The following is a 12,463-nucleotide window of genomic DNA, read 5'->3' as shown; positions in this document are numbered from 1 at the left end:
GAGTATGTTGATCACTGAAATCCTGGAATATGAAGCGGAGATGATCGCCATTCGCCGCGATTTTCATCAGCATCCGGAGTTAGGATTTGAAGAGTTCCGCACCAGCCAGCGCATCGCCGAGCTTCTGACCGAATGGGGATACGAGGTGCACCGAGGCCTGGGCGGCACCGGCGTCGTGGGCACGCTGAAGGTGGGCAACGGCGAAAAACGTCTCGCCCTCCGGGCCGATATGGACGCCTTGCCTATGCAGGAGCTGACCGAGGTGCCGTGGCGCAGCACGGTCGCCGGGAAAATGCATGCCTGCGGACACGACGGACACTGCGCTATCCTGCTGTCGGCGGCGCGCTATCTGGCGGAGAAGCGCCCTTTTTCCGGCACCCTGCATCTGATTTTCCAGCCCTCCGAAGAGTCGGTCGGCGGCGCGCGGCGGATGATGGAGGACGGCCTTTTCACCCTGTTTCCCTGCGATGCCATATTCGGCCTTCACAATATGCCGCTGCTGCCTGCCGGCACGTTCGTCACCAAACCCGGCGCGCTGATGGCCTCCTCTGACAGCATGACCATTACGCTGCAGGGCAAGGGCGGGCATGGTTCAACGCCGGAGAACTGCCGCGATCCCATTGTAGCGGGCGCGGCGATAATCATGGCGCTGCAGACCATTGTTTCGCGCAATGTCGATCCTCAGGAGGCGGCGGTGGTCACGGTAGGCAGCCTGCAGAGCGGCGCGACCCATAACATCATTCCCGATAAGGCGGAACTGAAGCTCAATATGCGCACCTTCAGCCAGCAGGTACGCGAGTCGGTTAAAGCCAGGATCCAGACGCTGGTCCAGGCGCAGGCGGAAAGTTTCGGCCTCACCGCGCGCATTGAGCCCGACTTTGGCTATCCGGTGACGGTTAATCATGTGAAGGAGACGGAATTCGCGTTACAGGTGGCGCGCGACGCGTTCGGCGCCGACAGCGTTGCCGATCCGCAACAGGTGAAAAGCGTGATGGGCAGTGAAGATTTCGCATTTATGCTGGAGGCGCGCCCGGGCTGCTATCTCTGGCTGGGAACCGGCACAGGCGAGAACGACTATGCCGTGCATCACCCCCTGTATCAGTTTAACGACGCCTGCATTTCAACGGGCGCCACCTATTGGGTGCGGTTAACCGAGGCCTTTTTGCCGCGCCGGTGAGTCGGCGTGGCATGGAGGCTGCCTGACCGGTTTTTTCGATGAGGCGGCGGCCAGCTTCTACGCTTTAAGAGGGGATAGCCTGCGGCTTCCCCTTTTCGCAACCATACGGAGAGCCTTATGCAGCACAAGCATCTACTTTTAGCGGGCGCCAGCGGCGTCGTCGGCTTTGCCGCTCACGATGCCTTTCATCAGGCGGGTTGGCAGATCACCACGCTCGGACGATCGCCGCATAGTCCCCACGCCTCTCCTCACCTCAGCGCCGATCTCACCTCAGCGGACGATCTCAGCCGGCACCATAAGGCGCTGGAATCCGTTACCCATATTTTCTATGCCGCGCTGCGCCAGGATCCCGACCCGGGCGTGGAGGCGGACGTTAACGCGCTGATGTTTGAAAACCTGATCGCGGCGGTGCGCGCGTCCGGTTCGGCGTTAAAGCACATCATCTTCGTACAGGGCGGCAAGGTCTACGGCGCGCATCTGGGAGTCTATCGCACGCCGGCGCGGGAAGAGGACAGCCGTCATTTCCCGCCTAATCTCTATTTCCGCCACGAGGACTATGCCCGGAAATTAGGCGACGAGACGGGTATCGGCTGGACGGCGCTGCGTCCGGACATTGTCATCGGCCACTCTTTCGGCTCGCCGATGAATCTGGGCAATCTGCTTGGCGTGTACGGCACGCTATGCCGCGAAACCGGCACCGCCCTGCACTTCCCTGGGCCTGACGCGGCCTGGCGCAATACGCTGGTCAATATCACCGACAGCCGCATTCTCGGTCAGAGCGCGATCTGGGCCGCTGAAAATAGCCACTATGGCGCATTCAATATCACCAACGGCGACGTCTTTCGCTGGAGCCACGTCTGGCCAAAACTGGCGGAATGGTTCGGCGTGCCTGTCGGCGAGGCGCAGCCGATCTCGCTGAGCGAGCGTCTCCACGCTCTGAAGCCGCTCTGGGCCTCGATTGCCGATAAGGCGCAGCTGCAGGAGCGCGATATCGATCGCCTGGCGCTAGGCGGCTTTGGCGATTTTATTTTTCACGTCGAGAAAGATGCGATATTCGACGTGACCAAAGCGCGTCAGCACGGCTTCGAGGCCATGACTAAACGTTCCGACGAGGTGCTGATCGCGCATCTGGAGGCGATGCGCAGCGGCAGGCTGATTCCATAAAAAATCGGGCGCTGCCGTAACAGCGCCCGATAGCTGAAAAACCTGCGCCTGTTGACCGACGGTCTTATGACAGGCGCTGATAAAACGGAAAGGCGCCGAGTAGCAGGCAGCTGGCGAAAAACACCATGCTGGTAATAAACGACCAGCGCATCGTGCCGCGTTGCGTCTGCGCATAATCCAGCTTCAGCATCCCCACCAGCAAATAGGTCGAGGCGACCAGCGGGCTGAGAATATGCACCGGCTGTCCGACCAGCGCGGCGCGTGCCATTTCAACCGGCGCAATGCCGTAATGACCAGCTGCCTGCACCAACACCGGCAGCATGCCGAAATAGAAAACGTCATTGGAGACCAGCCAGGTCACCGGCACGCTAATCAGCGCGGTAATGGCGGCTAAATAGGGGCCCAGCGCGGGCGGAATGATATTAACGATCGCCTGCGCCAGCGCGTTCGCCATGCCGGTTTCGGAAAAAATGCCGGTAAATACCGCAGCGGCGAAAATCAGGCTCGCTACCGACAAAATAGCGGGCGCATGACGTGCCAGCTGCGCCTGTTGCTGATTAAGCTGTGGAAAGTTAACCAGAAACATAATGGCTGTAGCCAGCATGAACAGGTAGGCCATCGGCACAATATCGAGCACCAGCAGGGTAATTAAGGCGATGGTCAGCAGCCAGTTGGTCCAGAAACGCCAGGCGACGCAGGGTCTCTCTTCGAAAAGAATATCGTGGCGGACCGCCGTGTCGCGCTGCCAGCCGAGACGCTTACGCTCCTGGCGACCCAGTATCCATGCCATTACAAACGTCCAGACAATAGCGGCAAGCAAGGGCAGCAGCAGCGGAATAAACAGCGTGCTGGTTTCAACGTGAACCGCCGTTGCCGCGCGCGCCGTGGGGCCGCCCCAGGGAAGCATATTGCCCAGCCCCGTGCACTGCAGCAGCAGACAGGCGGCTTTTAATTTCGACAGGCCGACGCGCTCGTAAATCGGCAGAAAGGCGGAAAGCACGATCATATACACCGTAGCGCCATCGCCATCCAGCGCCACAATAAATCCCAGCAGCACGGTGCCGATGAATATTTTGACGGGATCCCCATCCACGGCGGAAACGATACGCTTAATCACCGGGTCGAACATGCCGGCGTCAGTGACGCTCATAAAATAGAGCATGGCGAAAATCAGCATGACGCCGGTGGGCGCCACAGTGCGCAATCCCTTAATGACCATATCGCCTGTCTCGGCGCCAAAGCCGGCTAGTAATGCAAAGAAAGTCGGCACCACAATTAATGCTGTCAGCGCAGAAAGTTTTTTGGTCATTAATAAACCAATAAAAAGGGCCAGCATCAGCAGGCTGATCGTCAGCAGCATAATTTTATCCTGTTGCAGGGTTAAGGCGCGCTTGTCAGCGACAAACGAGAACGTATCGGCATGTAAAATAAATATTTATTTGATAATTATTTTTAATATCAACAGCTAAAACAATCTTTAAAAGGATTGTTAATGTGCGCTATTTCATATTTCTTATAAATTTTAAAATTGCGCGAGGTGATAATAATCGAGCGTGAAACTCTACGTAGAAAATCGTATAGCGCTTCACGCCCGCGGTTATTTACAGCTTCGGCTAAACAGCGCTGAAATTAACGGTGATCGCGCGGCGACGGATGCACTGGCAAATCCAGGCGATAGAGTTTGACCGAATATTCAACGGTTGAGGGTTTACCGCCGGTAGTGGCGGGCGTGCGGTTAATTTGCGCCGACGGCATCCAGAGCTGTCCGTCAGCGATCCACATCGCATCAATCCACACCAGTCGGGGATCCTGCACAACCGTGCTGACCTTGCCCTGCGGCGTTATCCGTTTTACGGCGCGGGTATTGATGTCCGAGGCGTAGATATTGCCCTCCGCGTCGATGGCGGTGCCGCCCGTACTCCAGGTATCGATAAACTTCTCCGCGTGGCGCGCGACCTCTTCCGACGAGAGCCCGGCGTCGTTAAGGTAGCGCGTTTCGATACGCGCCATCGGGCCCGGAATCGCCTGATAGTAGAGCCATTTACCGTCCGGTGAGACCTCCAGCTGATCCAGCCCTACGCGCTTTTCCCGCCCGTCGCGCAAAAAGAGCTTTTTCCCGTCGGCGTAGATAGGCAGATGATCAATAGAGAGCGGATGGTTATCCAGCACCCGCCAGCTTTTGCCCGTTTTCAAATTCAACACCACCAGCCCCACCGCGCCGGGATCGGTGATATAGGCGAAATCGCCGTTGAAGCGTACATCGTCAAGATAGCTTTCAGCTTTTAACGTCGGCGCCTTAAACAGGTAGCTCGCCACTACCTTGCGGCTGTGAATGTCGATGCGCACCAGCTTTGCGCCCTGCTCGACCGCCTTATCACCGGTGCCGATGCCTTTATTGCCGGCATCCATGACCCAGAGATCGCCGTCCGGGCCAAAGCGCAGCGCGTTGACGTGTAAAAAGTGATGGGCGGGATCCTGGCTTTCCCAGCGGTTCCATTCCGCGTTCGGCCAGGCCTCGAGCGCGCCGTTTTTCACTTCGACCAGCTGCGGTCCCGCGCCCTCTGACTGCGTCAGCGAGGCGAAAATGCGCCCCTCTGGACTTACCGTGACCCCGTTCCAGACGCGCGGCGAGGTTTCCACCTGCTGCAGACGGCTGTCCTGCAGGGTTGGCAGCTCAGCCGGCAGCCGATCCTGCGCCAAAACCGGCGTTGTTGCGACCAGTGCCGTCAGCAGCGACATCATCTTTACTGTACTTTTCATCTTTCCTCTCCTTCTGTCGATCACAGCGGACATCCTTTCGCGCGCAGAATTGCATTGAAGCGCTCGGGATCGGCGCTGCCCTGCCGGTTCGTTTCGCGGATGCGCGCTTCGCGCTGCTCATGCTCCCGCACGCGCGGCAGCAGCGAAGCCAGCTGCGCCACGGGAATGCTGATCACTCCATCGGCATCGGCGACAATCAGGTCGCCCGGATTCACCACCAGTCCGGCGCACTGGATAGTGACGTTGATTTCGCCCGGCCCCTCTTTACTCGGACCGCGCAGCGTATTGCCGCGCGCCCAGAGCGCGACGCCGCCCTCGGCCCACTCGTTCACATCGCGGATGGCGCCATCAATCACAAAACCGGCGATTTTTTTGGTCAGGGCGGAGGTGCGCATCAGGCCGCCGATCAGCGCCTGGGTCAGATCGCCCGCGCCGTCGATCACCAGTACGTCGCCAGGCTGCGCCATCTCTATCGCCTTATGGATCATCAGGTTGTCGCCGGGTCGTACTTTTACCGTCAGCGCCGGGCCGCACAGCACCAGCGCGGGATCGTTATGCCAAGGCAGCAGGCCCAGCGCGCCGCAGGAGCGGCCCATGCAGTCGCCGATGTTGGGCACCGGCAAGCGGCGAAAGGCGTCGATAGTGTCAGCGTCAGGCAGACGATCGCGTTGCCCAATAAAGTAGCCGGCAGGCCAGGTCGCAGATGGGGTCATGAGGGCTCCTTAAGTACCGCGCGGTTAACACAGGTCAGCGGATTCACCGGCAGACCCTTGAGAAAATCGAGACACTGGCGGGCAGAGAAACTGGCGACCTTATCCAGCGCTTCCGGCGTAGCGCCGCCGATATGCGGCGTTATCGTCAGGTTTTTCAGGGCGCGAAAAGGGTGATTGCCTGGCAGCGGCTCCGTCGCCACGGTATCCAGGCCGGCGGCGAAAAGCTGACCGCTGCGCAGCGCCTCATCCAGTGCCGCTTCGTCAATCAGCTCGCCGCGCGAGGTGTTGATCACCAGCGCGCCCGCGGGAAGCAGCGCAAGCGTGCGGCCGTTGAGCATCTGACGCGTGGCCGCGTTAACGGGGCAATGCAGGCTCAGCACGTCGCTTTGCGCCAGCAGCGCGTCGAGCGACGCCAACTGCTCGCCAGCAGTAATCGCCTGCGGGTCGCGCAGTGCGGGATCGTAAAAGCGCACCCGCATGCCCATGGCCCGTGCCATGCGCGCGACGCGCTGGCCGATCTCCCCCATCCCTACCAGCCCCAGCGTTTTACCGCTCAGCTCCATGCTGCTGTCGTTGCGCGTCCAGCGGCCTTCGGCAATCTCCTGCTGCTGCCAGCTGATGCGGCGCGCGGCGTTAAGCATCAGCCCCAGCGTCAGCTCGGCGACTGATTGCGCGTTAGTGCCGGGCGTGGTGAGCACCGGGATGCCAAATGATGTCGCCGCCTCGACGTCGATATTGGTGACACCGACGCCATGCTTGCAGATCACTTTTAGCGTTGGGCAGGCGGCGATAGCCGCGCGGCTTAGGGTTACGGTGCGCGAAATCACCGCGTCAAACGGAATCTGTGCCATCAGCGCCTCGACTTCCGCCGCATCCTGGCTGCCGCGCAGGTAGTGGACTTCGCACCCCGCCTCTGCCAGCGCGCGTTCACCTCCGGCGCCCAGCACAGGCGCGGTCATCAGAATGGTCCAGCTCATGTGTTACTCCCTTGTTAATTTTCATCTAGCCTGGCAGGATGGAACGATAAAAAGTATTCCGCTTTTTTTATTAATTGATTCCTGAGAGGAATGAATGGAGCTAAAAGATCTCAGTTACCTGCTGGTGGTGCGCGAAACGGCACACCTGGGCAACGCCGCGCAAGCCCTTGGGATCACGCAGCCTGCGCTGACAAAGTGCATTCAGCGGCTGGAAAAATCGTGCGCTACGCGGCTGATTTTGAGGGTGGGACGCGGCATCAAACTGACCGAGGCGGGATTGCTACTTTGTGAACGCGCTCAAAAAGTGCTGCACCTGATGCAGGTCACCCGGCAGGATTTAAACGCGCTGGGATCCGGGGCAGCGGGCGTGATACGCCTGGGCGTGGCCGCCACCGCCGCCGAATTTATGCTGCCGCACCTGACGCGCGAGCTGTTGCAGCGCGCGCCGACGGTGGTGCTCGAGGTGCAGGTCGGGTTGAACGATCTGCTGCAGTCGCGACTGCGTGAGAACAGGCTCGACCTGATTCTGGGATTCCTGCCCGAAGAAAATCATGAGCTTGCCACCCGACCGCTGACGGAAGATCCGGTGGTGGTAGCGGCCAGCAGCTTTCATCCGCTGGCTGGCGTGCATCCTACGCCAGCGCAGCTGGACCAGTTTCAGTGGCTGCTGCCGTCGCCGCAGGTCGCCACGCGACAGTGGCTTGAACAGCGTCTGCGCAGCGGCGGATATGCCCCGCCGCGCGTGCAGATGGAGAGCAATACGCTGTCGCCGCTGCGCCAGGTGCTGGCCCAGACCCAGTTGTTGAGTTTTCTCTCGCGCCGACTGTTGCATGAAGATATGACACAGCACGCGCTGGTTGAAATTCCCCTGCCGCTGGTGATGATGCCACGCACCTTTGGCTGGCAGTTCCGCTCCCTGAGCGAACTAACCCCCGCGGCGCGCCTGCTGGTGGATTTGGCGGAAAAACGCTGGCAGTGGTAATCGCTTTTACCGTGCGGTAAATATCGCTACCGCACGAAAAGTCAAAAAAAGATTTTATTACGCAGCCTATTTTAAAAATAAGACATCTAACCCGACTTAATAAAAAAAATGCGCAACGTTAAAAACGGCATATGGGCGCTGTCGCGCCTGTTTGCGGTCGGACTCTTTTTTATTTCCGGCCTGGATAAAATAATTCATTATGATGAGAATATAATTCTTATACGTGAACATCACGTATCCGGCTATTTTCCCCCCTGGGTTATTTTACTGGAGGTGGCGGGAAGCACGGCGATAACATTTGGATTTCTGACGCGTTTTACCTGTGTTTTCATGGTGGCACTTTCGCTGTCGTCAGGCTTTCTGTTTTATCCCGGCTATTCGCATGTGCATCTTATGGTCTGGTTGAAAAACATCTCCTACTGTGCGGGATTTTTACTTTTATTTATTCATGGCGCAGGAAAATGGAGTCTGGATAACTGGCTAAAAATATATTTCAAAAATAATAAGCGCATCTCAATTTAAAAAAAATGTTATTTCCTTTTCCTTACCCGTACCCGGAGTAAAAATGAACAGGCGTCACTTTCTGCGTCTGATGCTCGCATCAGGCATCATCATTAGCGTGCCCATTACTGGCTCGCTGGCCACCGCCGCCGAACCAGAGAACCGCTTTCACCGTGTCAGCCAGGCGCTAACCGGACGCCAGCAGCTGGATCCGACCATCAGTCAGCGTTTGTACGCGCTGTTAACGCGCCAGAACCCGCTGTTTCCCCAGCGTCTGGCGCAGCTGGCCGAACACCTTAGCCGCAGCGAGGCTCGCGCACCTGAGGCGCTGCTGGCGTCGCTGTCCGAAGAGGAGGTCAACACCGCGCTGGCCATCATTACCCCCTGGTACCTTGGCTATACCGGCAATCCCGCCACCACGCGCGCTACTGACGACGCGCACTTTGTCAGTTTTCTCTCCGCCCTGATGTACGAGCCCACCGCCGACCTTACGCCGCGCCCCTCCTACTCGCAGCGCGGCAGCGACTACTGGCAGGCGGTACCGGATGGCGTCAGCGCGCCACAGATGCCGGCAACGATTCACGCCTGGGGAAAGGCGTCGCCGCGCGCGGCATCTGGCATCGCGCAGCCGCAACCGGCCTGGCTGGCAATGGTGGAAGGACGCGCCAGAACCTATGCGGAGGCCTTGCGCCTCACCGACGGCACTGGAGATGGCTCATGACGCACTATGACGCCGACGTAGTGATTATCGGATCGGGCGCCCTGGGAGCAAATGCGGCATATCAGCTGGCGAAAGCGGGCAAGTCGGTCATCATGCTGGAGGCCGGACCCTATATTCCGCGCTGGAAAGTGGTCGACAACTATCGCAACAGTCCCAGTAAACGCAACTGGTGCGCACCCTATCCTAATTTGCCCTGGGCGCCGAACAGCTACAGCGACGGCTATATTGAGACGCAGGGCGATGACGATTTCCACTATGTCACCAGCTTTCTCAAGGTGGCTGGCGGCAGCACGCGTCACTGGGCGTCCGCCTGCTGGCGGCTGCTGCCCAACGACTTCAAACTGAAAAGCGTTTACGGCGTCGGGCGTGACTGGCCGATTGCCTATGACGATCTGGAACCCTGGTATCTGCGCGCGGAGCGCGAGGTGGGCGTGGTCGGCACCGCAGAGGAAGATCAGAGCGGTCAGGGACGCGACGCCTGGCCGCCGCGCTCCGCGCCCTATCCCTTGCCGCCGGAGGCGAAGCCCTACATGGTGCAGCGCATGCAGGCGAAGCTCGGACCGTTAGGCTACCAGGTGATCCATGAGCCGCACGCGCGCGTTTCTCGCCCTTATGACGGCCGTCCCGCCTGCGCCGGCAACAATAACTGTGAACCTGTTTGCCCTATCGGGGCGATGTACTCAGGGGATATGCACGTTGATAAAGCGGTGGCGCTGGGGGTCGATCTGCGCACCGAGTCGGTCGCCTGGAAGCTGGAGAAGGGGCCGAAAAACCACATCGTCGCGGTGCACTATCGCAAACCTGACGGCCGCGACGTGCGCCTGAGCGCAAAGGCGTTCGTGGTGGCGGCGCATGGGCTGGAATCTCCGAAGCTGCTGCTGATGTCTGATGTGGCAAACAGTTCCGATCAGGTCGGACGCAACCTGATGGATCACACCGGACTGAGCATGACTTTTCTTGCCGACGAACCGCTCTGGACTGGACGCGGCTCGGTGCAGCACGGCAGCATCGCCACCCGACGTGATGAACCCACCCGCGCGCAACACTCCGCTATCCGCTACGCGCTGCGCAATCTGGTGCCGAATAGCGATGTGACACCCGCGCTGCTCAGGCAGGGGCTGGTGGGACGCGAGCTGGACGCGGCGATACGCGACCGCGCCTCGCGCATTATGAATATCAGCACCATGAGCGAAACCCTGCCCAGCCCCACGAACCGGGTCACTCCTCACCCAACGCGGCGCGACGGGGCTGGCCTGCCGACCCTGCAGGTTAACTATCAGCTGGACAGCTATGTCCGCGGCATGCGACCGCAGGCCTACCGCGACTTCGCTAATTTCCTGATGGCGTTTAATGGCGAGATGGTGGAGGCGCCCACCGGCTGGCGCAATCAGTATCACATCATGGGCACCACGATAATGGGCGACGATTCGCGCGACTCGGTGGTCGATGCGCACTGCCGCAGCTGGGATCACGCCAACCTGTTTATCGCCTCTACCGGCGTGATGCCCACCTCCGCCACCGTAAATCCCACCCTGACGGGCATCGCGCTGGCGCTCCGTCTGGCCGATACGCTGATTCGGGAGCTGTGAACATGCGAACGGCAACCTTTCTCCTGCTGTTTTTACCCGCGCTGGCGCTAGCGCAGCCCGATAGCGCCACTCTGAAGCGCGGCGAATATCTGGCTATCGCAGGCGACTGTTCCGCCTGCCATCGCAACCCGGATAACGGTCATCCCTTTTCCGGCGGCTATCGCATCTCCTCGCCGCTGGGAGACATTATCGCCACCAATATCACACCATCGCGCGTTAACGGCATCGGAAACTACTCTCTGGCGGATTTTCGCCGCGTCATGCGCGAGGGCCGGCGGCGGGATGGTAGCTATCTCTATCCCGCGATGCCCTATACCGCGTTTGCCTCGCTGACCGATGAGGATATCGCGGCGCTGTACGCCTGGTTTATGACGGGCGTGCCCGCCGAAGATCATCAGGTGCCCGCGACGCAGCTCCCTTTCCCTTTCTCCTGGCGCGCGATGATGGCGCTCTGGAACGGCCTGTTCCTGTCACCCCAGCCACTCGCCAGCGGCAGCGCTGAAGCGATCGGCGACGCGCGCGGCGAGTATCTGGTGAAAACGCTGGGACATTGCGGCAGCTGTCACACGCCGCGCAACGTGCTGATGGCGGAGAAAAGCGCGAGCTTCCTGCGCGGCGGAGCCGTCGGCAGCTGGCAGGCACCCGATCTGACTCAGGCGCGCCTTTACGCCTGGTCCGAAACGGAACTGGCGACCTACCTTAAAACCGGCTCGCTGCCGGGCAAAGCCATCGCGGCGGGCGAAATGGCGACCGTAGTGGAAAACTCTTTTTCCCGCCTGACCGACAGCGATCGACGCTCTGTCGCCCGCTATCTGTTGACGCTGGGTCACGCGCCGGCCAGTACGCATGCTGCGCCGACGCCACCTCCGCGCGCTATTGCAGCGTTCGAGACCGGACCGTCCGCGACGCTGCGCGGCGCCATCGGCGGCGAGCAGATGAGCGGCGCGCAGCTTTATAACGCCGCCTGCGCAAGCTGCCACGGCGCGCAGGGCGAAGGCAGCCGTGACGCGCCGCAAACCTTTCCCCGGCTAACCGGCACCTCGGCGGTGCTCAACGCTAATCCCGCCAATCTGATTATGACCGTCGCAGAGGGGGTAGACCGCACCACCGCGTCAGGCCACGCCTTTATGCCGGCATTCTCCAGCCAGATGAGCAGCGCCGAGCTGGCGCGTCTGCTGGACTATGTCTCAACACAGTTCGGCGCGGCCGGACAGCACATTACCGAAGAGCAGGTTAATCACACCCTGCGCCATCCCAGGCATTCGCTCTGGTTGCAGCGCGCGCCGTGGGCAGGAGCAGGCCTGCTGGCACTGCTGATCTGTCTGGGAGTATGGCGATATCGATCTCATAAAAGGAGACTCCATGAAAGCACCTCTCTGTAGCGCACTCTGCGCCCTTGCCGCGTTGTGGACCGCCACAGTCAGCGCCACGCAGACCCAAACTATCTTGAGCGCCGATGATGCACAGCGCATTATTGCGCGTGCGGAGACGCAGGCGCAGTCGCTGAAAGCGCAGGTTTGCATTGCCGTGCTCGATCGAGCCGGACAGCTGCTGGCCTTCAAACGCATGGATAACGCGCCGCCGGGCTGTATTGACTCTTCGATGCAAAAAGGACGCGCGGCGGCGCTGTATCGCACCTCGACCGACAAATATATGGCGCGAGCCAATGGCACAGAGCCAGCGATAGCCACGCTGCCCAATATGGTGCCGCTTGGCGGCGGCGCGACAGTGACAGTTAACGACGAGGTGACGGGCGCGATTGGCGTGAGCGGAACGGCAAATCCGGCAGAAATCGCCATTGCCGACGCGGGCAGCAAAACCCTTCATCAGCCTTAATAACACGCGCGTCAGGCGCTTGAGGCAACAGAAATGACGCGAG

General features: G+C 60.0%; 12 protein-coding genes. 8 read left to right on the top strand and 4 right to left on the bottom strand.

The annotated features are described in order from the left end of the window. Positions 1–4: 4 nt before the first annotated feature. Together JS46_RS21630 and JS46_RS21625 are read left to right on the top strand one after the other, a co-directional pair. Positions 5–1,177, top strand: coding sequence for a M20 aminoacylase family protein (locus JS46_RS21630; protein ID WP_033755720.1), 1,173 nt, complete (start codon positions 5–7; stop codon positions 1,175–1,177). Positions 1,178–1,294: 117 nt separating this feature from the next. Beyond that, a complete protein-coding gene (locus tag JS46_RS21625; RefSeq protein ID WP_033755718.1) occupies positions 1,295–2,341 on the top strand; it encodes an SDR family oxidoreductase in 1,047 nt (348 codons plus the stop codon). A 64-nt stretch (positions 2,342–2,405) separates the two neighbouring features. On the opposite strand, the gene JS46_RS21620 is transcribed toward JS46_RS21625, so the two are convergent. The 4 genes from JS46_RS21620 to JS46_RS21605 form a co-directional block, all read right to left on the bottom strand. Further along, a complete protein-coding gene (locus JS46_RS21620; RefSeq protein ID WP_033755717.1) occupies positions 2,406–3,701 on the bottom strand; it encodes a CitMHS family transporter in 1,296 nt (431 codons plus the stop codon). 269 nt (positions 3,702–3,970) lie between these two features. Beyond that, on the bottom strand, positions 3,971–5,101 hold the full coding sequence (locus tag JS46_RS21615; RefSeq protein ID WP_051905666.1) for an L-dopachrome tautomerase-related protein: 1,131 nt from the start codon (positions 5,099–5,101) through the stop codon (positions 3,971–3,973). 20 nt (positions 5,102–5,121) lie between these two features. After that, entirely contained in the window at positions 5,122–5,814 is a 693-nt protein-coding gene (locus tag JS46_RS21610; RefSeq protein WP_033755715.1) for an RraA family protein, read from the bottom strand. After that, on the bottom strand, positions 5,811–6,791 hold the full coding sequence (locus JS46_RS21605; protein WP_033755714.1) for a hydroxyacid dehydrogenase: 981 nt from the start codon (positions 6,789–6,791) through the stop codon (positions 5,811–5,813). The genes JS46_RS21610 and JS46_RS21605 overlap by 4 nt, the downstream gene beginning before the upstream one ends. Positions 6,792–6,885: 94 nt before the next feature. Here JS46_RS21605 and JS46_RS21600 point away from each other — a divergent pair, with 94 nt between their 5' ends. The 6 genes from JS46_RS21600 (at position 6,886) to JS46_RS21575 (ending at position 12,420) form a co-directional block, all read left to right on the top strand. Continuing rightward, complete coding sequence (locus JS46_RS21600) at positions 6,886–7,773, top strand: LysR family transcriptional regulator (RefSeq protein WP_033755712.1); 888 nt, start codon at positions 6,886–6,888, stop codon at positions 7,771–7,773. Between the two features lie 108 nt (positions 7,774–7,881). Further along, positions 7,882–8,295, top strand: a complete 414-nt coding sequence (locus JS46_RS21595; protein ID WP_033755710.1) for a DoxX family protein — start codon at positions 7,882–7,884, stop codon at positions 8,293–8,295. A 43-nt stretch (positions 8,296–8,338) separates the two neighbouring features. Continuing rightward, a complete protein-coding gene (locus JS46_RS21590; protein WP_051905665.1) occupies positions 8,339–8,995 on the top strand; it encodes a sugar dehydrogenase complex small subunit in 657 nt (218 codons plus the stop codon). Next, positions 8,992–10,584 (top strand): GMC family oxidoreductase, encoded by a 1,593-nt coding sequence (locus JS46_RS21585; protein WP_033755708.1) that lies wholly within the window; start codon positions 8,992–8,994, stop codon positions 10,582–10,584. Before JS46_RS21590 ends, JS46_RS21585 begins: the two co-directional genes overlap by 4 nt. 2 nt (positions 10,585–10,586) lie before the next feature. Continuing rightward, positions 10,587–11,966, top strand: coding sequence for a cytochrome c (locus JS46_RS21580; RefSeq protein WP_033755706.1), 1,380 nt, complete (start codon positions 10,587–10,589; stop codon positions 11,964–11,966). Continuing rightward, complete coding sequence (locus JS46_RS21575; RefSeq protein ID WP_033755705.1) at positions 11,947–12,420, top strand: heme-binding protein; 474 nt, start codon at positions 11,947–11,949, stop codon at positions 12,418–12,420. The genes JS46_RS21580 and JS46_RS21575 overlap by 20 nt, the downstream gene beginning before the upstream one ends. Positions 12,421–12,463 lie beyond the last annotated feature (43 nt).

Source organism: Pantoea sp. NGS-ED-1003 (assembly GCF_000738765.1).
Lineage (GTDB): Bacteria > Pseudomonadota > Gammaproteobacteria > Enterobacterales > Enterobacteriaceae > Pantoea > Pantoea septica.
The sequence above is the reverse complement of the archived record's forward strand: the minus strand, read 5'-3'. Positions and strand labels throughout refer to the sequence as shown.

What these genes read in the sequence shown, in the direction of transcription:
- JS46_RS21630 (WP_033755720.1), top strand. Translation starts at nt 5, where the DNA reads ATGTTGATCACTGAAATCCTGGAATATGAAGCGGAGATGATCGCCATT.
- JS46_RS21625 (WP_033755718.1), top strand. Translation starts at nt 1,295, where the DNA reads ATGCAGCACAAGCATCTACTTTTAGCGGGCGCCAGCGGCGTCGTCGGC.
- JS46_RS21620 (WP_033755717.1), bottom strand. Translation starts at nt 3,701, where the DNA reads ATGCTGCTGACGATCAGCCTGCTGATGCTGGCCCTTTTTATTGGTTTA.
- JS46_RS21615 (WP_051905666.1), bottom strand. Translation starts at nt 5,101, where the DNA reads ATGAAAAGTACAGTAAAGATGATGTCGCTGCTGACGGCACTGGTCGCA.
- JS46_RS21610 (WP_033755715.1), bottom strand. Translation starts at nt 5,814, where the DNA reads ATGACCCCATCTGCGACCTGGCCTGCCGGCTACTTTATTGGGCAACGC.
- JS46_RS21605 (WP_033755714.1), bottom strand. Translation starts at nt 6,791, where the DNA reads ATGAGCTGGACCATTCTGATGACCGCGCCTGTGCTGGGCGCCGGAGGT.
- JS46_RS21600 (WP_033755712.1), top strand. Translation starts at nt 6,886, where the DNA reads ATGGAGCTAAAAGATCTCAGTTACCTGCTGGTGGTGCGCGAAACGGCA.
- JS46_RS21595 (WP_033755710.1), top strand. Translation starts at nt 7,882, where the DNA reads ATGCGCAACGTTAAAAACGGCATATGGGCGCTGTCGCGCCTGTTTGCG.
- JS46_RS21590 (WP_051905665.1), top strand. Translation starts at nt 8,339, where the DNA reads ATGAACAGGCGTCACTTTCTGCGTCTGATGCTCGCATCAGGCATCATC.
- JS46_RS21585 (WP_033755708.1), top strand. Translation starts at nt 8,992, where the DNA reads ATGACGCACTATGACGCCGACGTAGTGATTATCGGATCGGGCGCCCTG.
- JS46_RS21580 (WP_033755706.1), top strand. Translation starts at nt 10,587, where the DNA reads ATGCGAACGGCAACCTTTCTCCTGCTGTTTTTACCCGCGCTGGCGCTA.
- JS46_RS21575 (WP_033755705.1), top strand. Translation starts at nt 11,947, where the DNA reads ATGAAAGCACCTCTCTGTAGCGCACTCTGCGCCCTTGCCGCGTTGTGG.